The following is a 26840-nucleotide window of genomic DNA, read 5'->3' as shown; positions in this document are numbered from 1 at the left end:
CGCGGTCACTTGCCGCCGTTGATCTTGGCTTCCTTGACTGCGCCGGCGTCGACGCCCCACTCCTTGATGATCTTCTCGTACTGACCGTTCGCGATGATCGCGTCCAGCGCCATCTTGATCGCGTCACGCAGCTTGGGGTTGTTCTTGGAGACCGCGATGCCGTACGGAGCGGCCTCGACCTGGTCGCCGACGAGCTGGAAGTCCTTGCCGCCGCCCGAGGTCTTCACCGCGTACGCCGCGACCGGGAAGTCCGAGGAGCCCGCGTCCGCGCCGCCGGAGCGCAGCCGGGTCTGGGCCTGCTGGTCGTTGTCGAAGGACTCGATCGCGATCTTCTTGCCGCCCTTGCACTTCTTCGACTCGGCCTTGGCCATGTCGTGCGAGACGGTGCCGCGCTGCACCACGATCTTCTTGCCGCAGAGGTCGGACCAGGTCTTGATGCCCTGGTCGTCGCCCTTCTTGGTGTAGATCGAGACGCCCGCGGTGAAGTAGTCGACGAAGTCGACGCCGGTACCGACCTTCTTGCCGGTCTCCTCGTCGATGCCTTCCTGACGGTTCTTGGTGTCCGTCATGGCCGACATGGCGATGTCGTAGCGCTTGGAGCGCAGACCGCCGAGGAGGGTGTCGAAGGTGCCGTTGTCGAACTCGAACCGGACGCCGAGCTGCTTGCCGAGCGCGTCGGCGATGTCCGGGTCGATGCCGACCGTCTTGCCGTCCTTGTCCTTGAATTCGACCGGCGGGTAGGCGATGTCGGAGCCGACCTTGATGACACCCTTGTTGCGGATGTTTGCGGGCAGCTCGTCGGAGAGCGGAGCACTGACGACCTTGTCGCCGCCGTCCTCCTTCTTGTCCGTCTGGTCGCCGCAGCCGGTGAGCAGCAGCGTGCCCGCGACCGCGATCGCGCCGACAGCGACGATCCGGGACTTCGCGGACTTCGCGGCGGTCGTGCGACAAATGGTGCCTGCGGTCATAGGAGTCCTCCGGCGGATGGGGGAGTAGCCATGCGGTGGTCGTGCACACACCTTCGGGTGTCGCGACCTCGTGTGATGAGGCATCTTGCCATTCGGACGGCCCGATTCTGGGGGCTGGAGATGTCAAAATCGGATAACGGGCGATCCCTAAACCCCAACAGGCCGGTGCGTGCCGGTCATTGGCGCACCGGGGCGAACAATCTCCAACCACTCAATAACCACCCAATCTCGCGATACGGACCGGCGGGATGGAGTTTTCCCAATAATACGGACATTTTGCCCTGGAGGTCTACTAGATACTTGCTGTTCACATCGGTCTGACACAGATATGGCTCGTCGGCGGTCGGGGGCATCCGGTAGAAAAGACGGTTACACCCCTCATCCGGGGCTCAGGGCACGTGTGCGGCGTGCCCGCGCGTTCGTACGTACCTCCCGTACCGCTTCGCCGACAGGCGGAGAGCCAACGGCCGACAGGCCCGCGGCTTCAGCACGGACGCGGTGCCCGCCCCACTTCTGCACCAGGAAGTGGTTCACCCTCAACCATGAAGACTTAAGGGGTCAGACACAGTGGCAGCGGAGATCGTCAATCCTCGCAGCGACAGCAGCGGCAGCCGTGGTGCGAGCGGCAGCACAGCCGGTCACGAAGGCGCGGAGGAGCCCTTCGATCCGGCGTTCGCGCTCCATCGCGGCGGCAAGATGGCCGTCCAGGCGACCGTTCCGGTGCGCGACAAGGACGACCTGTCCCTGGCGTACACGCCGGGCGTCGCGAAGGTGTGCAGCGCCATCGCCGAGCAGCCCGAGCTCGTCCACGACTACACGTGGAAGTCGAGCGTCGTCGCCGTCGTCACCGACGGCACCGCCGTGCTCGGCCTCGGCGACATCGGCCCGGAGGCCTCGCTCCCCGTGATGGAGGGCAAGGCCATCCTGTTCAAGCAGTTCGGCGGGGTCGACGCGGTGCCCATCGCGCTCGCCACGACCGATGTCGACGAGATCATCGACACCGTGGTGCGGCTCGCGCCGTCGTTCGGTGGGGTGAACCTCGAGGACATCTCCGCGCCGCGCTGCTTCGAGATCGAGCGGCGGCTCCAGGAGCGGCTCGACATCCCGGTCTTCCATGACGACCAGCACGGCACGGCCGTCGTGACGCTGGCCGCGCTGCGCAACGCCGCGCGGCTGACCGGGCGCACCCTGGGCGACCTGCGGGCCGTCATCTCCGGCGCGGGCGCCGCGGGCGTGGCCATCGCGAAGTTCCTGCTCGAGGCGGGGCTCGGCGATGTCGCGGTCGCGGACCGCAAGGGCGTCGTGTCCAGGGACCGGGACGACCTCACGCCGGTCAAGCGGGAGCTCGCGGAGCTCACCAACAAGGCCGGGCTCAGCGGCTCGCTCGAATCCGCCCTGGCCGGCGCGGACGTCTTCATCGGCGTCTCCGGCGGTACGGTGCCCGAGCCGGCGGTCGCCTCGATGGCGCCGAACTCGTTCGTGTTCGCCATGGCCAACCCGAACCCCGAGGTACACCCCGACATCGCCCACAAGTACGCCGCCGTGGTGGCGACCGGGCGCTCGGACTACCCGAACCAGATCAACAACGTGCTCGCGTTCCCCGGGATCTTCGCGGGGGCGCTGCAGGTGCGGGCCTCTCGGATCACCGAGGGCATGAAGATCGCCGCGGCCGACGCGCTGGCGGATGTCGTCGGGGACGAGCTGTCCGCCGACTACGTGATTCCGTCGCCGTTCGACGAGCGGGTCGCTCCGGCCGTCACGGCGGCTGTTGCGGCGGCCGCTCGGGCGGAGGGTGTGGCTCGCCGTTAGGCGTGCGGGCCCCGTTGCCTTGGGTGGCGGGGCCTTGCCTTTCTCCGGGGTGCCTCGCCGTCGGCGTCTGCGCGCCGGTGGTCTTCTTCTTTTCCCACCCGCCCGCCCGTTTCTGGTTGTCCGCGGGGTGACCGTCTCCGGCGGGGGTGCCTCGCCGTCGGCGTCTGCTGCTCTGCTGCTGTGGGTGGGCTGGCCTCCGCTGTGGCGCTGCTGTGCGGCGGTGCCGTGGGGGGTGCGGTGGGCATGGCTGCCTGGGGGCCCTGCGACAGGTGCCGGTGCCGACGGCGATTGGGTTGTGGGGCCGGGGCGCCGGGCCGGGACGCGGTGCGGGTCACACGCGTGGGGCGTTCCGGAGGCCCTGGGGCCAGGCATATCGTCGGCGCCATGTTCGCTGCCTACGCCGCCCGAATCGACCCCGACCAACCCCTCACCGGCCTGGAACTGGGTGACCGCCCGGCCCCCGACCCCCGCCCCGGCTGGTCGACCGTGAACGTCAAGGCCGCCTCCCTCAACCACCACGACCTCTGGTCCCTGCGCGGAGTCGGCCTCGACGAGGACAAGCTCCCGATGATCCTCGGCTGCGACGCGGCCGGCGTCGACGCGGACGGCAACGAAGTCGTCCTGCACTCCGTCATCGGCCAGACCGGCCACGGCGTCGGTCCGCACGAGCGCCGCTCCATCCTCACGGAGAAGTACCAGGGCACCTTCGCCGAACAGGTCGCCGTCCCCACCTGGAACATCCTCCCCAAGCCCCGGGAACTGTCCTTCGCCGAGGCCGCCTGCCTGCCCACGGCCTGGCTCACCGCGTACCGCATGCTCTTCACCAACGCCGGCGTACGCCCCGGGGACTCCGTCCTCGTCCAGGGCGCCGGCGGCGGCGTCGCCACCGCCGCGATCGTGCTCGGCAAGGCCGCGGGCCTGAAGGTCTTCGCCACCAGCCGCGACGAGGCCAAGCGCAAGCGGGCCCGCGAACTGGGCGCGGTGGAGGCCCTGCCGTCCGGAGCGCGGCTGCCCCAGCGGGTCGACGCCGTCATCGAGACCGTCGGCGCCGCCACCTGGTCCCACTCGATCAAGTCGCTCCGGCCCGGCGGCACCCTCGTCATCTCCGGCGCCACCAGCGGCGACCGCCCCTCCCACGCCGAGCTGACCCGCGTCTACTTCCTGGAACTGAAGATCGTCGGCTCCACCATGGGCTCCAAGGACGAGTTGGAGGACCTGCTGTCGTTCTGCGCCGCCACCGGTGTACGGCCCGTCATCGACGAAGTGCTCCCGCTGGACCGCGCCCGCGAGGGCTTCGAACGTCTGGAGGCGGGCGGCCAGTTCGGCAAGATCGTGCTGACGGTCTGATCTGGGCCTGACCCGTCTGGCCTGCCTGCTCAAGGTTTCCGCGTCTCTGTCGGCACCTCCCGCATGTCAACCGTGGTTGACGTGCGGGAGGTGTCAACGTACGTTGACAAGTATGACCGAAGCAACGGATCTCGCCGAGCGCGCGGGCGACCGCGATCCACGAGTCGGGCTGCGAGCCGTCACCGCGCTGCGGCGCCTGGTGGAGCAGCTCGAGGCCGTGCAGGTGCGCAGCGCACGCCAGCAGGGCTGGTCGTGGCAGGAGATCGCCGGGGAACTCGGCGTGAGCAGGCAGGCAGTGCACAAGAAGTACGGGAGGCAGTGATGTTCGAACGGTTCACCAGAGGTGCCCGGGATGTGGTCACGGGCGCCGTCGAGCAGTCCGAACGGGCGGGCGCCGACTCCATCGACGACGGGCATCTCCTGCTCGCGCTCCTCGACCGGCAGGGCACCCGCGCCTCCTTCGCCCTCGCCGCACTCGGCGCCGACCGGCGGCGCGAGGACATCACCCGGGCGCTGGCCGAGGCCCGGCGCCGGGGCGGGCTCACCCAGGCGGAGACCGAGGCCCTCGCCGGGCTCGGCATCGACGTCGAGGAAATCGTCTCCCGCGTCGAACAGGCCCATGGCGCCGGGGCGCTGGCGGGCGCGGGCGCCGGGCACGGACGCAAGAGCCTCGGTGCCTGGATCGGGCACCGCAGCTTCACCCCGGACGCCAAGGACATCCTGCAGCGGGCCCTGCGCATCGCCACGGCCCGCCGCGACCGCAGCATCGGCGACGAACACATCCTTCTCGCCCTGACGACCCGCCCCGGCGTGACGGCGGAGGTCCTGGCGGACCACGGTGTGACGCGGATGACGGTCGAACGCGTCCTGTACCAGGCCTAGGGGCCGGGCCGCGGTGGGCCGCGGTGGGGGTGGGCCGGCCCGGGGCGGGGGCCGGCCCGGTTGGCCGACCGCTGGTGGCGTGTGCCCTCTCCCTGCTCCGGTCGGCCGTCCGGCCCGTCGGTCGACCAGCGGTGGCGTGTGCCTCCTCCGCGCTCCGGTCGGCCGAACGGCCAACGGCGACCGGTGCGGGGAAGGGGGTGGTGGCGGTCGGCGGTGGTGGTCGGCGGTGGTGGCGGGTGTGCCGCCGGGCCAGGGGCCAGGGGTGCCCCAGGGGTGCCCAGTGTCAGGACTTGGAGGTCTCCTCCGGGGGCTCGGGAGTCTCGGGTGTCTGCGGGGCCTTGGGGGCCTTGGGGGACTGCAGCTTTACGCCGATGTGAGCTGCCGCCTCCGAGAGGTGGCGGCGGACGTCGCGGAGCTGGTCCTCGGACACCCCGTGGTCGCGCGCCGCGTCGCGAATGTCGTCGCGGAAGCGGTCCAGGAGGCGGTCCAGGTCGCGCGCGGGCTCGCCGGTGGACTCCTCGTGCGCCCAGTCCGGGACGTACTCGACGGGCACCTCGTCCCGCTCGGCCGTGAACACGGGCCCCGGCCCGGACGTGTCGTCCCTCGACGCCTCGTCCTTCGACGTCTTCGACGCCTTGTCCGATGTACCGAAACCCCAGTCCCCCACGAAGTCCTTCCCGAACTCCTTCCCGAAGTCGCCGAACTCCTTCGCGAGCTCGGTCAGGCCTTCACGGACGCCCGTCGGCCAGTCGCCCCGCGCGAAGTGGTCCTGCACCTGGTCCTGCACCTTCTTGGCCATGCGCTGCAACTCCTCCTGGGCCTGTGCCCACGCCTCCTCCTGCGCGTCCTTCGCCTGCCTGCGCGCCCGCTGGGCCTCCTCGCGGGCGCGGCGACTCTCGTCCTTCGCCCGCCGCGCCTGCTCCTTCCACTCCTGCCGGGCGCGCCGGAACTCCTCCTTCGCCAGCTGCCATCCGTCGCTGCCGGTCCAGGAGCTGTCGAAGAAGTCGGAGGGGTTCGGGAAGCCCGCGCCGGACGTGCTGCCGGCGCGCGCCTCCTGCGCTGCCGCCCGCATCTCCCGGCGCAGCTCACCCGCCGCACCCTGCACGCCCTCCCGGATCTCGGCGGCGAGCTCCGCCACCGACTCGCGGATCTCCAGCTCCAGGTCGGCCAGCTCGCCGCTGCGGTCGGCCAGTTCGGCGCGGCCCGCGTCGGTGATGGCGTACACCTTCCGGCCGCCTTCGGTGGTGTGGGTGACCAGGCCCTCCGTCTCCAGCTTGGCCAGGCGCGGATACACGGTGCCCGCCGAGGGGGCGTACAGACCCTGGAAGCGCTCCTCGAGGAGGCGGATCACCTCATAGCCGTGGCGCGGGGCCTCGTCCAGGAGCTTGAGCAGATACAGGCGCAGGCGGCCGTGGGCGAACACGGGAGGCATCTCAGAGCACCTTCTTGTCGGTCGGGCCGTCGGCGGCGTCCGCCTTCGGGGCGTCGGTGGGGGCGTCCGCGTCCGGGACGCCGGTCATGGCGACAGCCGGAGGGGTCGGGGTCGGGGGCAGGGAGTCCGCGGGCGGTGCGTCCCTCAGGGGCTCGTCCGCCCCGTGCAGATCTTCCTCCATGGAGGGCCTGCGCAGGAGCGCGATCGAGCCGGAGACCGTCCTCGCCCGAAGCTGGCCGCTGCCCGAACCGAGCGTGCCGGTCAGCTTCTTCGCGCCCCAATTGCCGCTCACCCGGAGGTCGTCGAAATCGCTGGAGACCGAGCCGCTCGTGGTGTTCGCCGACACCTGTGCGTGGGCCGGGTGGGGGAAGCGGACCGCGATCTCGCCCGAGATGCTCGTGAGCCCGATGTCGGCCGGGCCGACGGCCGGGTCCAGGTCCACGATCATCGAGCCGCTCATCGACTCGGCCCGAACGGACGGCCCGGAGCCCTCGAAGACCGTCAGGTCGCCGGAGACGGAGTCGAAGCGGAGGTCGCCGGTGACACGCTGGGCCGCGACGTTGCCGGAGAACGTCTTGGCCCGGACCAGGCCCGTGAGGCCCACGAGCGTCGTGTCGCCCGTCACGCCCCGCACCTCGGCGCCGCCCTCGATCCCGGAGATCACGGCCCCCGCCCGGATGACGCCCACCTCGACGCGGGTCCCGGCCGGCACGGCCAGCGAGACCACTGCGTTGCGGCGGGTGCCCGTGGGGTCCAGCCATTCCAGGAGGCCCTGCCATGGCAGGTCGTCGTACGCCACGGACAGGGTGCCGTCGTGCTGTGCCACGGTGAGGGGAGGGCCCGAAATCTCGGAGACCTCCAGCCTTGCCGCGTCCTCGTCTGTGCCTACGACGTTCACCGTGCCGTTCACCACGCGGACGCGCAGTGTCCTCACGGGCTCGTCGAACGTCAGCTTCCTGGGCTCGGCGACGGACCACTCTGGCATGGTGGCGGACCTCCTTGAGCGGGACGGACGCGACGCGCCATATCGCGTCTGTGCAACACACGATATATCGCGGATACGGAAAGTCAAGACCTATCTCTTCTCCGCGTTCCCCGCTGTCGGCCGCACTCTCTGTTCTGGGCCAAAGGGCATGAATTGTCCTAGCGTGGAGCCATGCCCTCCGAGCCGTGGCCTCCCTCCCGGCCCTCCGAGCCGTCCGAACCGGCCGACTCGGTCGGTGGACCTGTCGGCGCGCTGCTGCTCTGCCGGGCCGGGGCGGGCTCCGTCGAGGCGGTCGCGCAGCTCCTGCGTGAGCGGATGCTGCTCGCACCCGCGGGCGACGAGTGGAGCGTGCTCGTACCCGAGGGCAAGCCGTGGCTGCACGGCGGCGAGCCGGTCGACCGGGTGCTCACCGGCTGGGCCACCGCCCTCGCCGTCGGCTCGTCGTGGCCGGTGCTCGCGCTGTGGTGGGACGCCGACCGTGCCGGCTACACGCTCGCGGCGGGCTTCCGGCGGACGGTCGGGTACGTGTGGCTGGCGAACGGGACCCCGGTCGGCGAGGACGAGGCGATGCGGACGTTCGCCGCCCGCCTCGGCCTGGACCCGGTGCTCGACATGCAGGCCCTGGACGCGCTGACCCGGCCCGACTCGGGGGCCGACGCGCGGGCCCGTATGCGAGGGCTCCTCGCGGTCCTCACCCGGGCGGGCGTCGACCTGCCTCCCGGCCTGCGGCCCGGCGAACCGGCCGACCGGCTGCGGGAGGCGGCCCAGGTGTGGGACGGCGTGCGCCAGGTCGAGTGGCCCGGCTGGCGGGACGCGGTCCGCGCGGAGCTCGACGCCGTGGAACACGGCCCCCTGGCCCGGGCCCTGTCCGGCGCTCAGCTCGCGGCCGGGATCCCGCTCCTGCTCTGGTCCCTGCGCCACCGAGGCCGCGGCTGGGCGGTGGCGGGAGCCGTGCTGGTGGTGCACGGGGCGCTGGGGCTGGCCCGCGAGCGCGGAAGGGTGCGGGGCGAGGCGGCCGACCGCGCGTGAGGCGGTCCCTCGCGCACGGTGGCCGAATCGGCCACGACTAACCCGACTGAATGGCTCAGCGAGCCTTGGTCGCGTCCAGGATCAGCCCGAGCAGCCGCTCCGCCTGCTCCGGATCGTCCGGTGACTCCTGCTTGTGCGTCGTGGACAGGGCGATCCCGACGACCAGTTGGAGCAGGTCGGCGGGGGCGAGGTCGCGGCGGGCGGCGCCGGCGTCCTGGGCCCGGGTGAGCAGCGCGGTCACCGCGTCGAGGATGCGCTGGTGGCAGTCGGTGCCGAGGGCGCCCGTCGCCTCCATCTGCTCCAGCATCAGCGCGCCGCCAAGACCCTGGTTCACGCGCGCGTGGTCGAGGAAGGCGCGCAGCCACTCCGCCAGGCCGTCGCCCGCCGAATCCGCCGACAGCAGGTCCCGCGCGTGGGCGCACAGCGTGTCGATGCGGTCCTTCAGGACGGCCGCGAGCAGTTCCGGGCGGCCGGAGAAGTTCCGGTAGAGCGTGCCCGGGCCCACTCCCGCTCGGCGGGCGATCTCGTTCAATGACGCCTCGGGGCCCGCCTCCGCGAAGGCCTCCCGGGCGGCGGCGACGATGCGTTCGCGGTTGCGGACGGCGTCGGCCCGCGCGGGGCGGCCGACGGCCGCGGTCCGCCCTTCGGGCTGTAGCTGTGGCTGTGGTTCGGCTTGCGGCTGGTTCATCTCTGCGTTCCCGGAGTCTTGGGTTCCCGAGGGGGCGGGCGAGGTCGGGTTCGGGTTCGGGTTCGGGTTTCGGAGAGGGCTGGCTGTGCGGAGAAGTTCTCCGTATCGTACTCCGCAGGTATCCGGAGAGCTTCTCCGGTAATTAAGGAGGGGTGGGGAGCATGAGTGACCTCCAGCGAGCCGGTGGGCTCGGGCGTGCCGGGATCTGGACCTTCGCCTTCGAGAGGCATCCCGCGGGCCGGGTGCGCGAAGCCGCCGCGGAAATTGAGGAGTTGGGGTACGGGGCCATCTGGTACGGAGAGGCGTTCGGGCGGGACACGTTCGGGCAGGCGTGGCTGCTGCTGTCCGCCACGCGGCGGCTCGTCGTCGCGTCCGGCATAGCCAACATCGCCTACCGCGAACCGCTCGCAACGGCGAACGCCGAGCGGACGCTGGGAGAGGCGTTCCCAGGGCGCTACGTCCTGGGGCTCGGCGGACACCGCGTCGACGACACCGTCATGGAGGTGGACGGCTATCCGGTGCCCGCGCGCGGGAGGGCGGTCGCGACCATGCGGGGCTATCTGGACGCCATGGACGCGGCGCCCGCGCACGGCCCTGTGCCGGACCCCGCACCGCGCCGGGTCCTGGCCGCCCTCGGGCCGAAGATGCTCGGTCTCGCCGCCGAGCGCGCCTGGGGCGCGCATCCCTACTTCGTCCCCGTGGAGCACACCGCGCGGGCGCGGGACATTCTGGGGCCGGATGCGTTCCTGGGGGTCGAGCAGGCCGTCGTACTCGACCGGGACCGCGCGCGGGCACGCGAGGTGGCCACGGAGCATGTCGCCGGGTACCTGAGGGCACCGCACCAGGTCGCGAGCCTGCGCCGGCTCGGCTTCAGCGAGGAGGACACGAGTGGGGCGCCCAGCAGCCGCCTCGTGGACGCGATCGTCGCCTACGGAGACGTCGACGTACTCCACGCGCGCGTGGCGGAGCACCTCGCGGCCGGAGCGGACCACGTCTGCGTACAGGTGCTGACGGCGGATCCCGCCGAGCTGCCGATGCGGCAGTGGCGGGAGCTGGCGCCGGCACTCACCGCCTGACCGGCGCCCGCCCCGTCGGGGTCCCGGGCCCGTCGGGGTGCCTCGGCCCGTCGGGGTGCTCCCCGCCCGGCCAGCGTGCTCGCCGCCCACCCGGGCCCGTGAGGAGCAGCCCTACGCCCCCGTGAGGCGCACGCAGGGCCCCACCGCCCTACCCCAGCCCTCGCCGCTCCACCCGCATCCCGAACAACTCCGCCCACTCCCTGGCCCCGAGGTCCTTCGGCAGGCGCGCGGTGCCGCCTCCGCACCGCCGCGCCCACTCCTGGATACGGCGCCGGGGCAGGTCGGGGGCCGCCGCGGCGACGATCTCGCGGAGCCCTCGGCCCCGGCCGGTGAACACCCGGCGGACGAACTCCTGGTACTCCTGCCGTCGCGCGTCCGCCACCAGCGGCCGCTCCCGGCGGGTGATCGTCAGCAGGCCGCCGTCGACGTTCGGGCGCGGCCGGAACGCCGTCGCGGGAACGCGGCCTTCGAGGCCGAACTCGTACCAGGGCCACCACTGGGCCGTCATGAGTGTCGCCCCGCCGACCCCGGCACGGCGGCGCGCGACCTCCCACTGCACGAGCAGGACGGCGTCGGTCCAGGCCGGTGAGCGCAGGATGCGGCGCAGCATCGGGGTCGTCTCGTGGAAGGGCAGGTTGCCGACCAGGACGTGCGGTGCGGCGGGGGCCCGGAACCGCAGGAAGTCGGCGGTGACGATCGTCGTCGAGGGGCTGGTGCGCCGCCGCAGCCGTTCGGCCCTGCGGTGGTCGATCTCGATGCCCGTCAGGCGTCGGCCGAGCCTCTCCAGGGGGAGGGTCAGCGCGCCGTCTCCGGTGCCGATCTCGACGATCGGGCCGTGGGTGCGGTCCACGAGGTCGACGAAGGTGCTGATGGTGCTGCGGTCGGTGAGGAAGTTCTGGCCGAACTCATGGCGGCCATGGGCTTGCGTGCGCACAGGATCTCCGCGGCTTCGAGGTAAGCCGGGCAGCACGAAGTGCCGCTCGGCGCTTACGCGTTGAAGCGGCGGGGCGTTCATGAGTGAAGTGAGGCCGGCCCGCCGCTAGGCGCGGCGGGTCCTCGTGACAGCGGCGGCCGCGGAGGCAGACATGCGAGGCAGCGTAGGCGAAGGCCGGGTCTCCCCGGCAAGTGATTTTTCCGCGGACATGCGGGCACCTGCGCACCCGGGCATCCCGGCACCGGGGCGTCCGGCAGCCGGGCGCAGTCGGGGCATCCGGGCGCCGGAAACAGCCGGGAAGGGCATCCAGGGCATCCGCAGGCAGAAGCCGCTCACCAGGTGCTCGTCAGGCCCAAGTGCTCTGCACCCGAGTCCAGGAACCGGAGTTCCCCCTACCGGCATCCCCCGGAGGAGCCGATTACTCGTCCTCGTCCTCGTCGTCGAGCCGCGCCAGCCACGTGGCGAGGCGCTCGACCGGGACCTCGAAGTCCGGGTTGAGGTCCACGAAGGTGCGGAGCTGCTCGGCGAGCCACTCGAAGGTGACCTCTTCCTCGCCGCGCCGCTTCTCCAGCTCCTCGATGCCACGGTCGGTGAAGTACAACTCTTGCTCCTGGTGGGGCGGGACCCGGGCCGGCGGCCGGGGCGGTTTGCGTTCCGTTTCATCGTACGGCCGTACGCCGGAGGGCCCGGCCCCCAAGTCCCGTACCAGGACTCGGGGCCGGGCCCACCCGACGTACCGAACTGTGCGAACCGCCGCGGACTAGGCCTCGAAGACCTCGCGCAGCAGCTGCTCCTGCTCCTGCTCGTGGCGCTTCTTGGAGCCGACCGCCGGGGAAGAGCCGTGCGGGCGCGAGATGCGCCGCAGCCGCTCGCCGTGCGGGATGTCGGCGCCGACCGCCAGGTCCAGGTGGTCGATCAGGTTGAGGGCGATGAAGGGCCACGCGCCCTGGTTCGCCGGCTCCTCCTGGGCCCACAGGTACTTCTCGGCGTTCGGGAACTTGGCGATCTCCGCCTGGAGCTCGGCACCCGGCAGCGGGTACAGCCGCTCGATGCGGATGATCGCCGTGTCCTTGATACCGCGCTTCTGCCGCTCGGCCTCCAGCTCGTAGTAGAGCTTGCCCGCGCAGAAGACGACCTTGCGGACCGCGTTCGGGTCCACCGAGTCGTCGCCGATGACGGGACGGAAGCCGCCCGTGGTGAACTCCTCCGTCTTGGAGGCCGCGGCCTTCAGGCGCAGCATCCACTTCGGCGTGAAGACCACCAGCGGCTTGTGGTGCGGGTTGTGCACCTGCCACCGCAGGAGGTGGAAGTAGTTCGACGGGAGGGTCGGCATCGCGACCGTCATGTTGTTCTGCGCGCAGAGCTGCAGGAAGCGCTCCGGGCGGGCCGACGAGTGGTCGGGGCCCTGGCCTTCGTAGCCGTGCGGCAGGAGCAGGGTGACGCCGGACGTCTGGCCCCACTTCTGCTCGGCCGACGAGATGAACTCGTCCACGACCGTCTGCGCGCCGTTGACGAAGTCGCCGAACTGCGCCTCCCACATCACGAGGGACTCGGGACGCGCCAGGGAGTAGCCGTACTCGAAGCCCATGGCCGCGTACTCGGAGAGCAGCGAGTCGTAGGCATTGAAGCGGGCCTGGTCTTCGGAGAGGTACAGCAGCGGCGTGTAGTCGTCGCCCGTGTTGCGGTCGATGAGGACCGCGTGGCGCTGGCCGAACGTGCCGCGGCGGGAGTCCTGGCCCGCCAGGCGCACCGGGGTGCCCTCCAGGAGGAGGGAGCCGATGGCGAGGGTCTCGCCCATGCCCCAGTCGATCGTGCCGTCCTCGACCATGGCCGCGCGGCGCTGCAGCTGCGGCAGCAGGCGCGGGTGCACGGTGACGTGGTCGGGGATGTTGACCTGGGACTCGGCGATCCGCTTGACGACTTCCTGGCTGATCGCCGTGCTGACGGTCACCGGGAACTCGGGCTGCGGCTCGGGAACCTCGGCCGGAGCGGGGTGGGAGGTGGCCTCACGGACCTCCGTGAAGACCTTCTCGAGCTGGCCCTGGTAGTCCTGGAGGGCCTGCTCGGCCTCTTCCAGGGTGATGTCGCCGCGGCCGATCAGGGACTCGGTGTAGAGCTTGCGGACCGAGCGCTTCTTGTCGATCAGGTCGTACATCAGCGGCTGCGTGAACGCCGGGTTGTCGGACTCGTTGTGTCCGCGGCGGCGGTAGCAGATCAGGTCGATGACGACGTCCTTGTTGAACGCCTGGCGGAACTCGAAGGCGAGCCGCGCGACACGGACGACGGCCTCGGGGTCGTCGCCGTTCACGTGGAAGATCGGCGCCTCGATCATCCGGGCCACGTCCGTGGAGTACATCGACGAACGCGAGGACTCCGGAGCGGCCGTGAAGCCGACCTGGTTGTTGATGACGATGTGGACCGTGCCGCCCGTGCGGTAGCCGCGCAGCTGCGACATGTTGAGCGTCTCGGCCACCACGCCCTGGCCCGCGAAGGCCGCGTCACCGTGCAGGGCGACCGGCAGGACCGTGAAGTCCGTGCCCCCCTTGTTGATGATGTCCTGCTTGGCGCGGACGACGCCCTCCAGGACGGGGTCCACCGCCTCCAGGTGGGAGGGGTTGGCGGTGAGCGAGACCTTGATCTGCTCGCCGTCCAGACCGGTGAAGGTGCCCTCGGCGCCCAGGTGGTACTTGACGTCTCCGGAGCCGTGCATCGACTTCGGGTCGAGGTTGCCCTCGAACTCGCGGAAGATCTGCGCGTACGACTTGCCCACGATGTTCGCGAGGACGTTCAGGCGGCCGCGGTGGGCCATGCCGATGACGACCTCGTCCAGGCGCGACTCGGCCGCGCTGTCGATGACCGCGTCCAGGAGCGGGATGACGGACTCGCCGCCCTCCAGGGAGAAGCGCTTCTGGCCGACGTACTTCGTCTGCAGGAAGGTCTCGAAGGCCTCGGCGGCGTTCAGCCGGCGCAGGATGCGCAGCTGCTCCTCGCGCTCCGGCTTGGAGGCGTGCTGGCGCTCGATGCGGTCCTGCAGCCACTTGCGCTGCTTCGGGTCCTGGATGTGCATGAACTCGACGCCGGTGGTGCGGCAGTACGAGTCGCGCAGGACGCCGAGGACGTCGCGCAGCTTCATCATCGACTTGCCGGCGAAGCCGCCGACGGCGAACTCGCGCTCCAGGTCCCAGAGCGTCAGCCCGTGCTCGGTGATGTCCAGGTCCGGGTGCTTGCGCTGCTTGTACTCCAGCGGGTCCGTGTCGGCCATGACGTGGCCGCGGACGCGGTAGGAGTGGATCAGCTCGAAGACACGGGCGGCCTTGGTGACGTCGTCGTCGTGGCTGGCGTCGATGTCCTTGAGCCAGCGGACCGGCTCGTAGGGGATGCGCAGGGCTTCGAAGATCTCGTCGAAGAAGCCGTTCTCCCCGAGGAGGAGGTTCGCGACGATGCGCAGGAACTCGCCGGACGCCGCACCCTGGATCACGCGGTGGTCGTACGTCGAGGTCAGCGTCATGACCTTGGAGATGCCCAGCTTGTTCAGGGTGTCCTGGGAGGTGCCCTGGAACTCCGCCGGGTAGTCCATCGAGCCGACGCCCATGATGACCGACTGGCCGGGCATCAGGCGCGGCACGGAGTGGACCGTGCCGAGGCCGCCGGGGTTGGTCAGGGAGACCGTGACGCCCGTGAAGTCGTCCATCGTGAGCTTGTTGTCACGGGCGCGGCGGACGATGTCCTCGTAGGCCTGCCAGAACTCGAAGAAGTTCAGGGTCTCGGCCTTCTTGATGCCCGCTACAACCAGTTGGCGGTCGCCATTGGGCTTCACCAGGTCGATGGCCAGGCCGAAGTTGATGTGCTCCGGCTTGACGAGGGTGGGCTTGCCGTCCTTCTCCGCGTAGGAGTAGTTCATCGACGGCATGGCCTTGATCGCCTGCACCATCGCGTACCCGATGAGGTGCGTGAAGGAGATCTTCCCGCCGCGGGCACGCTTCAGGTGGTTGTTGATGACGATGCGGTTGTCGAACAGCAGCTTCACCGGGACGGCGCGCACGGACGTGGCCGTGGGCAGCTCCAGGGAGGCGTTCATGTTCTTCGCCACGGCCGCGGAGGGGCCGCGCAGCGGGACGTACTCGGGCCCCGCCGTCTCCTTGGCGGGCTCCGCCTTCGCGGGCGCGGCCTTGGCGGCTGCGGGCTTCGCGGTGGCGGGCTTGGCGGCGGGGGCCGGGGCCTTCGTGGCGGGCGCGGCGGCGGCCGCGGGCTTCGCCGGAGCTGGCTGCGCGGCGGCCGGGGCGGGGGACGTGGTGGACGCGGCCCCCGCGGCCGCGTCACCCGCCGGCATGGCCGGGGCGGAGGCTACGCCTGCGCCTACTCCCGGCTTGTAGTCGGCGAAGAAGTCCCACCAGGCACGGTCGACCGAATTCGGGTCCTGGAGGTACTGCTGATAGATCTCGTCGACGAGCCACTCATTGGGACCGAACGCGGCAGCAGGGTTCTTGCCCTGCGCTTCTTGGTCGGTCGTGGTGCTCGAGTTACTGGGGGACTGTGGCGACACGGCGGCAACCGCCCTCTTCCGCTTCACAAGGTGATGGACAGCGGAAATAAAGGCTACGCCTCCATCGGCGCACAGTGCAGACCGGGCCGGTCATCCGTCGCGTAAGTCACACTGGAAAGCTGGTTTCGGCGCTGTAAATGGCGGGAAACAAGCGAAGTTTGCCTACGACAGTGCACCGCGTGAGGCCCTGGTGGGGACGTCTGTGCACCTCTGTGCACGTCCTGCGCACCCCCTGGGTGCGTCGACACGCGGCTGCGGCCCGTCCGACGCGTCGTGCGCGCGCCCGGAGAGCGCTTCCACTTCGAACCTTACGTCAACTTCAGGCTTCGGGCAGGCCCGGAAGGGTGACCTGAATTCGGCAGCCCCGAGCCGATTCGGCCACGCCGATGTGCCCGCCGTGCAGATCGACGGCCCAGCGCGCGATCGCGAGGCCGAGCCCCGTGCCGCCGTCGCTGCCGGGCGGTGCGCCGGCGTGCGCGCCGCGGTTGAACCGCTCGAAGACGCGGTGCCACTCCGACTCCGGAATGCCGGGGCCCTCGTCGAGGACCTCCAGGTCCAGGGACTCGGGATACAGGCCGCGCCGGGCACGCACCGTCACGCGGCCGTGCGGCGGGCTGTGCTTGACCGCGTTGTCGATGAGGTTGGCGACGACCTGGTGCAGGCGCTCGGCGTCCGCGTGCGCCGTCAGCTCCGGAGGGGAGACGTCCAGGTGCAGATGGACGTCCGTACGCGTATGACTGCCGGAGCCCGACGGCACCCCCTTGCGCGCGGAAGCCACCATGTTGGCCTCCTTCAGGACGCCCGACAGATAGGGCCACACTTCGAAGCGGCGCGCTTTGAGGGGGACGACCCCGTTGTCGAGGCGGGACAGGTCGAGCAGGGTCTCCACCAGACGGCCCAGGCGCTCGGTCTGCTTCAGGGCCGTACGCATCGTCTCCGGGTCGGCCGCCGAGACGCCGTCGACGACGTTCTCCAGGACGGCGCGCAGCGCGGCGATGGGGGTGCGCAGCTCGTGCGAGACGTTGGCGACCAGCTCCTTGCGCTGCTGGTCCTGCGCCTCCAGGTCGTCGGCCATGCGGTTGATCGTCATGGCCACGTCGCCCAGCTCGTCGCGGCGGTCGGCACCGCGCACGCGGCGCGTGTAGTCGCCGTGCGAGACCGCGCGGGCCACCGAGTTCATCTCGTCCAGCGGCGCCGTGAGGCTGTGGGCCACGAACTGCGTGATCAACAGGGTGGCGATCACGGAGAAGACGGTGATGAAGCGGAGCTCGGTCTCCGTCTCCATGGCCACCATCAGCAGCCCCGTGGTGATGAACACGGAGACGACGACCAGGGTGCCGAGCTTCGTCTTGATGGAGAACGGCCTGAGGCCCGCGAAGGGCCCGTTGAGGCCGATGCCACCGCCCCGGTCGCAGCGCCAGTTCCGGGCCCGGTCCCGCGCGAGCTCCGCCGTGCCGCCCGGCGTGCCGTGGGCACTGCCCGGCGTGCCGCTCAGGGCGCCGCGAGCCGTGCCGTCGGCGGCGCCGGGGTCCGCCGTCATGGCGTCGGGGTCTCCAGGGCGTACCCGACCCCGTGGACCGTACGGATGCGCTCCGCTCCGATCTTGCGGCGCAGCGCCTTGATGTGGCTGTCGACGGTGCGGGTGCCGGACGCGTCGGCCCAGTCCCACACCTCGGCGAGGAGCTGCTCGCGCGAGAGCACCGCGCGCGGGGTGTTCGCCAGGCACACCAGGAGGTCGAACTCCGTGGGTGTCAGGTGTACGTCCTCGCTGCGCACCCGCACGCGCCGCTGCGCGTGGTCGATCTCCAGCTCGCCCAGGCGCAGGATGCCGCTGCGCGGCGTCGTGGCCGCGAGCGCGGCCCGCTCGACCCGGCGCAGCAGCACGTGCACGCGCGCGGCGAGCTCGCGCATCGAGAACGGCTTGGTCATGTAGTCGTCGGCGCCGACGCCGAGCCCGACCAGCATGTCCGTCTCGTCGTCCCGCGCGGTGAGCATCAGCACCGGCACCGGCCGCTGGGCCTGCACGCGACGGCAGACCTCCAGGCCGTCGAAGCCCGGCAGCATGATGTCGAGGATCAGCAGATCCGGCTGCCAGGCCTGTGCGGTGTCCACCGCTGCCGGGCCGTCCGCCGCTGTTTGCACGACGAAACCCTCGGCGCGCAACCGGGCGGCGATGGCGTCGACGATCGTCGGGTCGTCCTCGACCACCAGAACCCGGCGCTGGGCGCCCGGCATCGCTGCCGTGGCGCTGTTGTGGGAGGTGTGTGTCTGCTCCATCGCCCCGCCCCTGACGTGATCGCTTGGTGTCCGGTCAGCAGAGTACGGGGCGTGAAGGCCCCTCGGCTACGCAGCCCTTGCCGCGAGATGAACCACGTCCGGTACGCCCCGGGCAACGGGGATCTCTTCCGTACGTACCTGTTGGAACCCGGCATTCCGTAGAGCGGAGTCGAAAGCGGGTGACGGCTGCGCGGACCACACCGCGAGAACACCGCCGGGGTTCAGACGGGCCTGGCAGGCGGCGAGGCCGGTGGGGGAGTAGAGGCTCTCGTTGTCCTCTGTGACGGTCCAGTCGGGGCCGTTGTCGATGTCGAGACACAGGGCGTCGTACGTGGCCGGTGAGCCGTTGGCGCCTGCGAATGAGCCGTTGACATATGCGACCAGGTCGGTGTGCAGGATCTCGGTGCGCGGGTCCGCGAGCGCCTCCCGGGACAGTTCCGAGAGCGGCCCGTCGAGGTGCCAGTCGATGATGGCCTGCTCGCGCTCGACCACGGTGATGCGGCCCCAGCGGGGGTCGGCGGCCGCGTGGGCTAGGGAGAAGCCGACGCCCAGGCCGCCGATGAGGGCGCTCGGCCGCGGCCGCCCATCGAGGGCGTCGTACGCCGCGTCGATCAGGAGCCGCTCCGAGCGGCCGTCCGAGGTGTCCATCAGGAACATGCCGTTGGCAATGATCTGCAGCAGGTCTCCGTGGCGCCGCAGGACGACTTCGCCGTAGGGGCCTTCGCGCCGGTCGAGAACCACGGGGGGATCAGGTCGGTACGGGGTGTGCATCTGCCCATCTTCCTGCCGAATGGGGTGGGTGTGGGGAGTACGGGGGTGCGGTTCTGCGGGACGCCGGGGAATGGTGTGGGGTTGCTGTGAGTTCCTGTGAATCGCGCCTCACGTGGCGTCGGTCATAGACAGCGCGGGAACGATCGGTGAAGCGTGATCCGTGATCTATCCGTGATGGAAGGTCCGTGAAGCCGTGATGGAGGGAGCACCGCAGCGTGAACCGGTCTGGGCGGGTTTCTGGCGGAGCGGGTTCTGGCGGGGGCGCCGCCGCGGGGGTGGGGGGTTCGCCCGGGGGTGTGGGCGCGGTGGCCGGTGAGCCCGGGCTTGTGGTGCGCGATGTCGTGCCCGGTGGGCCGGGGCCTGTGGCGCATGAAGTCGTGGTCGGCGAGTCGGGGGTTTTGACGCTTGACGCGGTGCCCAGTCAGGCCGGCAGGCGGGCGCCGGGTGCGCCCGAGGTTGTGGCTCGGCGTGGGGGTGCCGTCGAGGGGCCGCTCGTGGTCGAGAAGTCGCTCGCCGAGGTCGCTTACGGCGGGGCTGTGGCGGGTGGGGCCGCTGGTGGTGCGTTTGTGGCGGGTGGGGCTGGTCGTGACGAGGCTGTGGTGGGCGGGCCCGGTGTCCGTGGTGTGCGGAGGCCCGGTGTCCGTGGTGCGCGGACGCGGGTGCCGGCCGGACTGCGAGGGCTGCGGCCCTGGCGGCTGCTGCCCTCGCCGACCGGAACGCCCTTCACCTTCGGGTACGCCCTCGTCCTTCTCCTGACCTCGCTCCTCACCGAGTACGCGGACCCCTCCCTCATCTCCTCGCTGCACCAGGGTTCGAGCACGGACGTGGCGCACCTCGCGGACCGTCCGGTGTTCGTCCTCGTCGCGAGTGCGCTGTGGATCGCGGGCGGCATCACGTCGCCGTACGCCATCGGGTTCCTGCTGGTCCTCACCGCTCTGGAACGCCGCGTCGGCGGGCTGCGTACGGCGGGTGTGTTCCTGCTGGGACACGTGGTCGCCACGCTGGCCACCGAGGTGCCGGTCGGGCTCTCGGTGCTGGCCGGCCATCTGCCCGGGAGTTCCCTGCACCGCCTCGACTACGGCATCAGCTTCGGCGTCGCCGCGAGCGTCGGCGCGCTCGCCGGGATGCTGACGCCTTGGCTGCGCTGGGCCGTCCTCGCGGGGTTCGGCTGGATGCTCGTCACGGATCTCGTCGCCTTCACCGACCCGATGACCAACTGGGGTCATCTGCTGGCGCTGGTTGTCGGCGTCGCGACATGGCCGCTGCTGCGGCGCCGGGGGTCGGGCGCGTCCGCGTAGGCCGTGGGCTCGGGCTTCCCGCCCTGCCGTGAGGCCGGTTTCGGCGGAATCGCAGGCTCCGGATAAAACCCTTGCGACGCAAGGTACTTGGCGACTATCTTGTACCGCATGACAAAGGAACTGGCCGCGACGCACGACCAGCGGCGCAGTCAGTTGCTGCGCGGGGTGCTCGATCTGTGCCTGCTCGCGCTCATCGGCGAACGGCCTCGGTATGGCTACGAGTTCGTGGAGGCCCTCACCGAGAGCGGCCTGGACCTGGTGAGCGAGGGCAGCATCTACCCCTTGCTCGCCCGCATGGAGCGAGCCGGGCTGGTCGATTCCTACCGCGCTCCGTCCGTGGCGGGCGGAGCGCCGCGCAAGTACTACCGCCTCACCGACGCGGGCGCGGCCGAGCTGGCCGCGGGCCGCGCCACCTGGAGCACCTTCACGGTGGCGGTCTCCAGGACCTTGCAGGGGGAGGGCGACGGGCGGGGCGGGCAGGACGAGGACAAGGGACAAGAAGGACGCGCGAGACAGCGACACGGGGGACGCACGACATGACGCACCAGACGACCAGCGAGACACCGACCGGCGAGAACGCGATCGATGAGGCCACGGCCCGCGATAGCGGGGTCGACGCGACGGCAACGGTTGGGAAGGAGGCCGAAGGGAACGCGGCCGACGCGGCGGAACGCGTCCGCGTCCTGGCGGTCTGCCGGAGCAACTGGGAGTACAGAGGCATCGACGACGCCTCCACACGCGAGATGCTGGCCGAGCTCTCCGCGCACCTGGAGGAGGCCGCGGCCGCGGGCCGCTCGGCGCGGGACGTGGTCGGTGCGGACGCGAAGGCGTTCGCCGCGGCCTGGGCCCGGGCGCGCACACCCCTGCACCGGCGGGTGCTGCGGATGGCGGCGCTGACCCCGTTCGTCCTCGGCTCGCTGCTGCTCCTCACGCACCTTCTGGACCGGACGCTCACGCTGTCCGTCGAGGCACCACGCATAGCTTTCTACGCAGTGATACTGGCGGGCACAGTCGCCCTGGAGACAAGGCGTGGCTCCCTCGGCTTCAAAGGGTGGCTGCTCGTCGGCCTCATAGGAGTGGCCTTCGCCCAGCTCACCTCCTGGCTCGCCAGCGACGACACGCTCTTCCGCCTGCCGCTGTGGGGGACCGTGCTCCTGATGCTGCCCGGACTGCCGTACGCGTACATGGACACCCGCGCGAGAAAGACAGCGGAAGCCGACGCCGCGTAAGTCACCAGCGCCCAGCGGGTCGGTGGCCGCCGAGTGAGCCGCGAGCGGCTGGTGGGCCACGACCCCGGCGGGCCACGACCCCGGCGGGCCGCGAGCCTCAGCGGGCCGCGAGCGCCCAGCGGGCTACGAGCCCGAGCGGGACGCAAGCGTTCAGCGGGCTACGAGCCCGAGCGGGCCGGCGGCTCAGGCTCCCTCCTCTTCCCCTTCTTCCTCTTCCTCCGCCGACTTCCGTCGTGCGCTCGTCAGCCCAGCGACCACCCGCCAGCCCAACGACTCGTACAGGGCCCGCCCTTCCGGAGTCCCGCCCAGGACGCCGAGTTCCGCGCCCTGCTCGACGGCCGCGACCGTGAGCGTGCGCATGACGAGGCTGCCCAGGCCCTTGCGGCGGTGCTGCGGGGAAGTCTCGATCTGGTCGGCGACCGCAGTGCGGCCGGTCGGCGCGATCTGGCCGCGGGCTGCCCAGGTGCCGTCGGCGGCGGTGACCATCGTGCGGATGACGCCGCCACGCGACCAGGTGCGCAGCCGGTAGCCGTCGGGGGCGGCCAGGCGGTGCGGGGCGACGGGGGTGAGAGGCGCGGTCATCAGGTAGCCGGGCTCCGGGTCCAGCCACCACTCGGGGCCGAGCCACGGCGCGACACGGTCCGGGTGATCGAAGACCTTCAGCCACACATCCGCTCCGGTCACCGACGCGGCGACCTTGCGTACGTCGGCCTCCTGGACGCCCGCGCCGGTGGCACCGAGGACATGCCGCGTCGGGTGCTTGGCCTGGCCGACGTCGATGGTGAAGCCCCAGGGCTCCACCACCGGCGGGGCGGCGCCGCGCGAGACGACCCAGCCGTCGACCCAGGCCCGCACGGCCTCGCTGTCCGCGATCGGGGCGTCCTCTGTGCTGTGCATGGGGGCAACCCTTCAGATTCAGATCCAGATTCCGATGATGACGGGGTATGTAATGACTGCTTCTGGTGGGTGAACCTTACGTTTGAGGATTTCCGGGGCGACAGAGGTGATCGCTGACAGCGAACAAGCCCGAGGAACATTCGGAGGCTCACAAGCATTGAGTCGGTATAGCTCAACTTGAATGCCGAAGGGGAGATCATGGCTGCTGAGTCCACGGGGTACACACCGCTCGCTCTGCCCGTGCTGCCGCTCGACGACGAGGTCGTGCTGCCCGGCATGGTGGTGCCGTTCGACCTGTCCGATGCCGATGTACGCGCCGCGGTGGAGGCCGCCCAGGCCGCTGCCCGGTCCAGTGGAAGCAGCAGCAAGCCAAAGGTGCTGCTTGTTCCGCGGATCGACGGGACGTATGCGGGCATGGGCGTGCTCGGCACCGTCGAGCAGGTCGGCCGGCTGGCGGACGGAGACCCGGGGGCGCTGATCCGCGCTCGTGGCCGGGTGCGCATCGGCGCGGGCACGACCGGGCCCGGCGCGGCTCTGTGGGTGGAGGGCACCCGGGTCGAGGAGACCGTGCCCGAGCCGCTGCCCGGCGCCACCGCCGAGCTGGTCAAGGAGTACAAGGCGCTGGCCACGAGCTGGCTGAAGAAGCGCGGCGCGTGGCAGGTCGTCGACCGCGTGCAGCAGATCGACGACGTCTCCGCGCTCGCGGACAACTCCGGGTACTCGCCGTTCCTCACCTCCGAGCAGAAGATCCAGCTCCTGGAGACCGAGGACCCGACGGCGCGCCTGAAGCTGGCCACCGAGCAGCTGCGGGAGCACCTGGCCGAGCAGGACGTGGCCGAGTCCATCGCCAAGGACGTGCAGGAGGGAGTCGACAAGCAGCAGCGCGAGTTCCTGCTGCGGCGCCAGCTGGAAGCGGTGCGCAAGGAGCTGCGCGAGCTCAACGGCAAGGACGGCGAGGAGGAGTCCGACGACTACCGCGCCCGGGTGGAGGCCGCCGACCTGCCGGAGAACGTGCGGGAAGCGGCCCTGAAGGAAGTAGAGAAGCTGGAGCGCGCGAGCGACCAGTCGCCCGAGGGCTCCTGGATCCGCACCTGGCTCGACACGGTGCTCGAACTGCCGTGGAACGAGCGAACCGATGACAGTGCTTCCGCGTACGACATCAAGGGCGCCCAGGAGATCCTCGACGCCGAGCACGCGGGCCTGCAGGACGTGAAGGAGCGCATCACCGAGTATCTGGCGGTGCGCAAGCGGCGCGCGGACCGCGGCATGGGTGTCGTGGGCGGACGGCGCGGCGGCGCGGTGCTCGCTCTGGTCGGCCCGCCCGGTGTCGGCAAGACCTCGCTCGGGGAGTCCGTGGCGCACGCCATGGGGCGCAAGTTCGTGCGGGTCGCGCTCGGCGGTGTGCGGGACGAGGCGGAGATCCGCGGCCACCGGCGTACGTACGTGGGTGCCCTGCCCGGGCGCATCGTGCGGGCGATCAAGGAGGCGGGTTCCATGAACCCCGTCGTCCTGCTCGACGAGATCGACAAGGTGGGCTCGGACTTCCGGGGCGACCCGGCGGCCGCGCTGCTCGAAGTGCTCGACCCGGCGCAGAACCACACCTTCCGCGACCACTACCTGGAAGTCGAACTCGACCTGAGCGACGTGGTGTTCCTGGCGACGGCCAACGTGCTCGAGGCCATTCCGGAGGCGCTGCTCGACCGCATGGAGCTGGTCAGGCTCGACGGGTACACGGAGGACGAGAAGATCGTCATCGCCCGTGACCACCTGCTGCCGCGCCAGTTGGAGCGGGCCGGGCTCGGCGACGGCGAGGTGACGATCGACGAGGGCGCGCTGCGCAAGCTGGCGGGGGAGTACACCCGCGAGGCGGGCGTGCGCAACCTGGAGCGGTCCGTGGCGCGGTTGCTGCGCAAGGTCGCGGCCCAGCACGAACTGGGCGAGCGCGAGCTGCCGTTCACGGTCGCCGAGGGCGATCTGCGCGGCCTGATCGGGCGGCCGCACCACGTCCCGGAGTCCGCGCAGGACCCGGCCGAGCGGCGCACCGCGGTGCCCGGTGTGGCCACGGGGCTCGCGGTCACCGGAGCGGGCGGCGACGTGCTGTTCGTCGAGGCCTCGCTGGCCGACCCCGAGACGGGGGCGTCGGGCCTGACGCTCACCGGCCAGCTCGGTGACGTCATGAAGGAGTCCGCGCAGATCGCGCTCTCCTTCCTGCGCTCGCACGGCGCCGAATTGGAGCTGCCGGTCGGCGACTTGAAGGACCGGGGCGCGCACATCCACTTCCCGGCGGGTGCGGTGCCCAAGGACGGCCCGAGCGCGGGCGTCACGATGACGACGGCGCTCGCGTCGCTGCTCAGCGGCCGACTGGTGCGCACGGACGTGGCGATGACCGGTGAGGTGTCGCTGACTGGGCGGGTGCTGCCCATCGGCGGTGTGAAGCAGAAGCTGCTCGCCGCGCACCGCGCGGGCATCACCACCGTGGTCATACCCAAGCGGAACGAGCCGGACCTGGACGACGTCCCGGCCGAGGTCCTGGAGAAGCTGGACGTGCACGCGGTGACGGACGTCCGGCAGGTCCTGGAGCTGGCGCTCACGCCGGCGTCGGCGGCGGCCGAGGTGCAGGTTCCGGCGGCGGCGTGACGAAGGTTCCCGCCGCGGCGTGACGGGCGCGGCGGGGAAGTGAAGGCCCGGGATCCGCAGGGATCCCGGGCCTTGCCGCGCTCAGGGCCTGTCGGCCGGGCGTTCAGCCGTTGGCCGGGGGCCTGTCGGTCGGGGCCCGTCGGCCGGGCGTTCAGCTGTTGGCCGGGGCCCGTCGGCCGGTGCTCAGCCGTTGGCCAGGGCCTGCAGTCGGTCGTAGGCGCCGTTGAACTTGTTGTGGTCCCCGACGATCGGGCCGGACGACGTGTACTGCCACATGGTGTGGAAGCCCCAGCCGGCCGGGAGTTCACCGGGGCTGGTGTTGTAGCGCGCGATCCACAGCGGGTTGGCGGACCCGAAGCCGCCGTAGTTGCCCGTGCACTGCTTCCACCAGCTGGTGGCCGTGTAGATCACCGCGTCGCGCCCGGTGCGCGCCTTGTAGGTGTTCAGGAAGTCGCGGATCCAGCTGACCATCGCGCTCTGCGACTTGCCGAAGCAGGCGGCGCCGTACGGGTTCCACTCGATGTCGAGGGCGCCCGGCAGGGTCTTGCCATCGCGCGACCAGCCGCCGCCGTTGCTCGCGAAGTAGTTGGCCTGGGTGGCGCCGCTGGAGGTGTCCGGCGTGGCGAAGTGGTAGGCGCCACGGATCATGCCGATGTTGTACGAGCCGTTGTACTGCTGCGCGAAGTAGGGGTTCTTGTACGAGGTGGACTCCGTCGCCTTGACGTAGGCCCACTTCACGCCGCTGTTCCACAGGGCCGACCAATTGACGTTGCCCTGGTGGCTGCTGACATCGACGCCCTCGGTCTGGACGGCGTCGCCGCCGCTCGGCCGGCCGCCCTCGCCGTCGTGCTCGACGACGCCCATGCCCATGCGGGCGGAGCCGCGCGGCGGTACGTCACTGTCACCGTCGGCCGCCTGTGCGGCGCCGGGCAGGGTGATCAGGAGGGACAGGGCGGAGAGGACGGCGAGGAGAATGCCGGCCGCGGGGTGTCCGCGACGGGCCGTACCGGGTCTGTGCACGGGCATGGCGTGCCTCCGAAAGGCCTCGTGGAGTTCGTACGCCGACGCGCCGCGCCGTACGTGTGGCTCACGGTTTCCCACGTCGCGGGGCGGGCGCGCGGTGCGTACGGGACTCGGTGGGGGGACCTGTCGACATGTCGCTGGTGTGAACATGTCACTAAAGACGCTACGCACGTAGACCGCGCAGGGGAAGAGGTGCTGATGCCCGCCGTTGGTCTACGCCTGCGAAATACTGGGCGAGCTGCGGCGATGGCCGCGGTTGGCGGAAACTTTCAGGATCGGGAAAGTGTGGCATGGGTGCTGAGATGCGCGAGGGCGCGGCCCGCGGTGAGGGGGCCGGGGTGGCCCCCGGCGAGGGTGCCGGGGTGGCCCCCGGTGAGGGGTCCGGGGCGGGCCCGGCTGGGGGCGGCGGTGTGGATCAGGAATTCCTTGCCCTGGAGCGGGAATTGACGCTGCTGCTGCGCCGGGCGCGGGCGTCCTCCGGGGAGATGGCCCGGCAGGTGCATCCGGAGTTGGAGCCGGCCGCGTATGGGCTGCTCGCGTTTCTCGACGAGTCGGGGCCTCGGCGGGCCACCGATCTCGCCGCGTTCATCGGGGTGGGCAAGGCCACGATGAGCAGGCAGCTGCGGGCTCTGGAGGAGTTGGGCCTTGTCGCGCGTGAGCCAGACCCCGCCGATGGCAGGGCCTGGCTCGTGCGGCTTACGGCCGAAGGCCGGGAGCGGTTTCGTACGGTGCGCCGCGCGCGGCGTGGACGGTATGTTCGGCAGCTTGCCGGGTGGGACCGGGGGGAAGTTGCCGAGCTTGCTCGGCTGCTGGGGAAGCTCAACTCTGGGGCTGAGTCCTAGCTGGGGTTGTGTCCTGGCTGGGGCTGCGTCCTAGCTGGGGTTGTGTCCTGGCCCCGCCGCTTCGCGGCGGGAGATCTCCCACCCGCTCCACCCGTTTACCCCGCGCCGGACAGTGGACGTTGCGCCCGGTGCGTCCGCGTTCATGTTTTCCCTGCGCTGCCGGTCGTCTCGGG

23 protein-coding genes are annotated in these 26840 nt (G+C 71.1%); 11 read left to right on the top strand and 12 right to left on the bottom strand.

Annotation, left to right across the window (positions count from 1 at the left end):
* Nucleotides 1-5: 5 nt before the first annotated feature.
* Nucleotides 6-968 carry an ABC transporter substrate-binding protein gene (locus tag AC0KTA_RS12030; protein WP_481055113.1) on the bottom strand — a complete coding sequence of 321 codons (963 nt, stop codon included), beginning with the start codon at nucleotides 966-968 and terminating at the stop codon, nucleotides 6-8.
* Nucleotides 969-1535: 567 nt separating this feature from the next.
* Between AC0KTA_RS12030 and AC0KTA_RS12025 the strand changes: the two genes are divergently transcribed.
* The 4 genes from AC0KTA_RS12025 to AC0KTA_RS12010 all read left to right on the top strand — a co-directional run bounded on the left by AC0KTA_RS12025 (nucleotide 1536) and on the right by AC0KTA_RS12010 (nucleotide 5006).
* On the top strand, nucleotides 1536-2777 hold the full coding sequence (locus AC0KTA_RS12025) for an NAD(P)-dependent malic enzyme (protein WP_481055112.1): 1242 nt from the start codon (nucleotides 1536-1538) through the stop codon (nucleotides 2775-2777).
* A gap of 384 nt (nucleotides 2778-3161) precedes the next feature.
* Complete coding sequence (locus AC0KTA_RS12020; RefSeq protein ID WP_481055111.1) at nucleotides 3162-4124, top strand: zinc-binding dehydrogenase; 963 nt, start codon at nucleotides 3162-3164, stop codon at nucleotides 4122-4124.
* Between the two features lie 112 nt (nucleotides 4125-4236).
* A complete protein-coding gene (locus AC0KTA_RS12015; RefSeq protein WP_481055110.1) occupies nucleotides 4237-4446 on the top strand; it encodes a helix-turn-helix domain-containing protein in 210 nt (69 codons plus the stop codon).
* On the top strand, nucleotides 4446-5006 hold the full coding sequence (locus AC0KTA_RS12010) for a Clp protease N-terminal domain-containing protein (RefSeq protein ID WP_481055109.1): 561 nt from the start codon (nucleotides 4446-4448) through the stop codon (nucleotides 5004-5006). Before AC0KTA_RS12015 ends, AC0KTA_RS12010 begins: the two co-directional genes overlap by 1 nt.
* Before the next feature lie 283 nt (nucleotides 5007-5289).
* Here the strand turns inward: AC0KTA_RS12010 and AC0KTA_RS12005 are convergent, their stop codons facing one another.
* Entirely contained in the window at nucleotides 5290-6438 is a 1149-nt protein-coding gene (locus AC0KTA_RS12005; protein ID WP_481055108.1) for a PadR family transcriptional regulator, read from the bottom strand.
* 1 nt (nucleotide 6439) lies between these two features.
* The gene (locus tag AC0KTA_RS12000; RefSeq protein WP_481055107.1) at nucleotides 6440-7423 is read right to left on the bottom strand and encodes a DUF4097 family beta strand repeat-containing protein; all 984 of its coding nucleotides are present in this window, start codon (nucleotides 7421-7423) and stop codon (nucleotides 6440-6442) included.
* Nucleotides 7424-7594: 171 nt separating this feature from the next.
* Between AC0KTA_RS12000 and AC0KTA_RS11995 the strand changes: the two genes are divergently transcribed.
* A complete protein-coding gene (locus AC0KTA_RS11995; protein WP_481055106.1) occupies nucleotides 7595-8452 on the top strand; it encodes a hypothetical protein in 858 nt (285 codons plus the stop codon).
* 55 nt (nucleotides 8453-8507) lie between these two features.
* On the opposite strand, the gene AC0KTA_RS11990 is transcribed toward AC0KTA_RS11995, so the two are convergent.
* A complete protein-coding gene (locus AC0KTA_RS11990) occupies nucleotides 8508-9140 on the bottom strand; it encodes a TetR/AcrR family transcriptional regulator (RefSeq protein WP_481055105.1) in 633 nt (210 codons plus the stop codon).
* A 161-nt stretch (nucleotides 9141-9301) separates the two neighbouring features.
* On the opposite strand from AC0KTA_RS11990, the gene AC0KTA_RS11985 reads away from it, so the two are divergent.
* A complete protein-coding gene (locus tag AC0KTA_RS11985; protein WP_481055104.1) occupies nucleotides 9302-10216 on the top strand; it encodes a TIGR03620 family F420-dependent LLM class oxidoreductase in 915 nt (304 codons plus the stop codon).
* A 148-nt stretch (nucleotides 10217-10364) separates the two neighbouring features.
* Here the strand turns inward: AC0KTA_RS11985 and erm are convergent, their stop codons facing one another.
* From erm to AC0KTA_RS11955, 6 genes are all read right to left on the bottom strand, one after another.
* The gene (gene erm, locus AC0KTA_RS11980; RefSeq protein WP_481055103.1) at nucleotides 10365-11150 is read right to left on the bottom strand and encodes a 23S ribosomal RNA methyltransferase Erm; all 786 of its coding nucleotides are present in this window, start codon (nucleotides 11148-11150) and stop codon (nucleotides 10365-10367) included.
* A gap of 418 nt (nucleotides 11151-11568) precedes the next feature.
* Complete coding sequence (locus AC0KTA_RS11975) at nucleotides 11569-11751, bottom strand: DUF6104 family protein (RefSeq protein WP_003961784.1); 183 nt, start codon at nucleotides 11749-11751, stop codon at nucleotides 11569-11571.
* Nucleotides 11752-11910: 159 nt separating this feature from the next.
* Nucleotides 11911-15693: a multifunctional oxoglutarate decarboxylase/oxoglutarate dehydrogenase thiamine pyrophosphate-binding subunit/dihydrolipoyllysine-residue succinyltransferase subunit gene (locus AC0KTA_RS11970; RefSeq protein ID WP_481055102.1), complete on the bottom strand. Its 3783-nt coding sequence runs from the start codon at nucleotides 15691-15693 to the stop codon at nucleotides 11911-11913.
* Nucleotides 15694-16012: 319 nt separating this feature from the next.
* A complete protein-coding gene (locus tag AC0KTA_RS11965; RefSeq protein WP_481055101.1) occupies nucleotides 16013-17233 on the bottom strand; it encodes a sensor histidine kinase in 1221 nt (406 codons plus the stop codon).
* On the bottom strand, nucleotides 17230-17970 hold the full coding sequence (locus AC0KTA_RS11960) for a response regulator transcription factor (RefSeq protein WP_016641312.1): 741 nt from the start codon (nucleotides 17968-17970) through the stop codon (nucleotides 17230-17232). The genes AC0KTA_RS11965 and AC0KTA_RS11960 overlap by 4 nt, the downstream gene beginning before the upstream one ends.
* Before the next feature lie 66 nt (nucleotides 17971-18036).
* On the bottom strand, nucleotides 18037-18741 hold the full coding sequence (locus AC0KTA_RS11955) for a spermidine synthase family protein (protein ID WP_481055100.1): 705 nt from the start codon (nucleotides 18739-18741) through the stop codon (nucleotides 18037-18039).
* A 623-nt stretch (nucleotides 18742-19364) separates the two neighbouring features.
* Here AC0KTA_RS11955 and AC0KTA_RS11950 point away from each other — a divergent pair.
* The 3 genes from AC0KTA_RS11950 (at nucleotide 19365) to AC0KTA_RS11940 (ending at nucleotide 21268) form a co-directional block, all read left to right on the top strand.
* Nucleotides 19365-20039: a rhomboid-like protein gene (locus AC0KTA_RS11950; protein ID WP_481056393.1), complete on the top strand. Its 675-nt coding sequence runs from the start codon at nucleotides 19365-19367 to the stop codon at nucleotides 20037-20039.
* Nucleotides 20040-20147: 108 nt separating this feature from the next.
* A complete protein-coding gene (locus AC0KTA_RS11945) occupies nucleotides 20148-20579 on the top strand; it encodes a PadR family transcriptional regulator (protein WP_481055099.1) in 432 nt (143 codons plus the stop codon).
* Complete coding sequence (locus tag AC0KTA_RS11940; protein WP_481055098.1) at nucleotides 20576-21268, top strand: hypothetical protein; 693 nt, start codon at nucleotides 20576-20578, stop codon at nucleotides 21266-21268. Before AC0KTA_RS11945 ends, AC0KTA_RS11940 begins: the two co-directional genes overlap by 4 nt.
* Nucleotides 21269-21451: 183 nt before the next feature.
* On the opposite strand, the gene AC0KTA_RS11935 is transcribed toward AC0KTA_RS11940, so the two are convergent.
* Nucleotides 21452-22165: a GNAT family N-acetyltransferase gene (locus AC0KTA_RS11935; protein WP_481055097.1), complete on the bottom strand. Its 714-nt coding sequence runs from the start codon at nucleotides 22163-22165 to the stop codon at nucleotides 21452-21454.
* A gap of 198 nt (nucleotides 22166-22363) precedes the next feature.
* Here AC0KTA_RS11935 and lon point away from each other — a divergent pair, with 198 nt between their 5' ends.
* Nucleotides 22364-24802 carry an endopeptidase La gene (lon, locus tag AC0KTA_RS11930; protein WP_481055096.1) on the top strand — a complete coding sequence of 813 codons (2439 nt, stop codon included), beginning with the start codon at nucleotides 22364-22366 and terminating at the stop codon, nucleotides 24800-24802.
* 183 nt (nucleotides 24803-24985) lie between these two features.
* Here lon and AC0KTA_RS11925 read toward each other — a convergent pair whose 3' ends face one another.
* Nucleotides 24986-25828 (bottom strand): lysozyme, encoded by an 843-nt coding sequence (locus AC0KTA_RS11925; RefSeq protein ID WP_481055095.1) that lies wholly within the window; start codon nucleotides 25826-25828, stop codon nucleotides 24986-24988.
* Between the two features lie 287 nt (nucleotides 25829-26115).
* Here AC0KTA_RS11925 and AC0KTA_RS11920 point away from each other — a divergent pair, with 287 nt between their 5' ends.
* Entirely contained in the window at nucleotides 26116-26667 is a 552-nt protein-coding gene (locus AC0KTA_RS11920; RefSeq protein ID WP_481055094.1) for a MarR family winged helix-turn-helix transcriptional regulator, read from the top strand.
* The last annotated feature ends 173 nt before the right edge of the window (nucleotides 26668-26840 follow it).

This window comes from Streptomyces sp. Y309, from assembly GCF_056712025.1.
Note: the sequence above shows the minus strand (reverse complement) of the source record. Positions and strands in the feature narration are given on the sequence as shown.

Bases quoted from the DNA above. Each gene is read 5' to 3' on its own strand.
- AC0KTA_RS12030 (WP_481055113.1), bottom strand. From the start codon at position 968: ATGACCGCAGGCACCATTTGTCGCACGACCGCCGCGAAGTCCGCGAAG.
- AC0KTA_RS12020 (WP_481055111.1), top strand. From the start codon at position 3,162: ATGTTCGCTGCCTACGCCGCCCGAATCGACCCCGACCAACCCCTCACC.
- AC0KTA_RS12015 (WP_481055110.1), top strand. From the start codon at position 4,237: ATGACCGAAGCAACGGATCTCGCCGAGCGCGCGGGCGACCGCGATCCA.
- AC0KTA_RS12010 (WP_481055109.1), top strand. From the start codon at position 4,446: ATGTTCGAACGGTTCACCAGAGGTGCCCGGGATGTGGTCACGGGCGCC.
- AC0KTA_RS12005 (WP_481055108.1), bottom strand. From the start codon at position 6,438: ATGCCTCCCGTGTTCGCCCACGGCCGCCTGCGCCTGTATCTGCTCAAG.
- AC0KTA_RS12000 (WP_481055107.1), bottom strand. From the start codon at position 7,423: ATGCCAGAGTGGTCCGTCGCCGAGCCCAGGAAGCTGACGTTCGACGAG.
- AC0KTA_RS11995 (WP_481055106.1), top strand. From the start codon at position 7,595: ATGCCCTCCGAGCCGTGGCCTCCCTCCCGGCCCTCCGAGCCGTCCGAA.
- AC0KTA_RS11990 (WP_481055105.1), bottom strand. From the start codon at position 9,140: ATGAACCAGCCGCAAGCCGAACCACAGCCACAGCTACAGCCCGAAGGG.
- AC0KTA_RS11985 (WP_481055104.1), top strand. From the start codon at position 9,302: ATGAGTGACCTCCAGCGAGCCGGTGGGCTCGGGCGTGCCGGGATCTGG.
- AC0KTA_RS11965 (WP_481055101.1), bottom strand. From the start codon at position 17,233: ATGACGGCGGACCCCGGCGCCGCCGACGGCACGGCTCGCGGCGCCCTG.
- AC0KTA_RS11960 (WP_016641312.1), bottom strand. From the start codon at position 17,970: ATGGAGCAGACACACACCTCCCACAACAGCGCCACGGCAGCGATGCCG.
- AC0KTA_RS11955 (WP_481055100.1), bottom strand. From the start codon at position 18,741: ATGCACACCCCGTACCGACCTGATCCCCCCGTGGTTCTCGACCGGCGC.
- AC0KTA_RS11945 (WP_481055099.1), top strand. From the start codon at position 20,148: ATGACAAAGGAACTGGCCGCGACGCACGACCAGCGGCGCAGTCAGTTG.
- AC0KTA_RS11940 (WP_481055098.1), top strand. From the start codon at position 20,576: ATGACGCACCAGACGACCAGCGAGACACCGACCGGCGAGAACGCGATC.
- AC0KTA_RS11935 (WP_481055097.1), bottom strand. From the start codon at position 22,165: ATGCACAGCACAGAGGACGCCCCGATCGCGGACAGCGAGGCCGTGCGG.
- lon (WP_481055096.1), top strand. From the start codon at position 22,364: ATGGCTGCTGAGTCCACGGGGTACACACCGCTCGCTCTGCCCGTGCTG.
- AC0KTA_RS11925 (WP_481055095.1), bottom strand. From the start codon at position 25,828: ATGCCCGTGCACAGACCCGGTACGGCCCGTCGCGGACACCCCGCGGCC.
- AC0KTA_RS11920 (WP_481055094.1), top strand. From the start codon at position 26,116: ATGGGTGCTGAGATGCGCGAGGGCGCGGCCCGCGGTGAGGGGGCCGGG.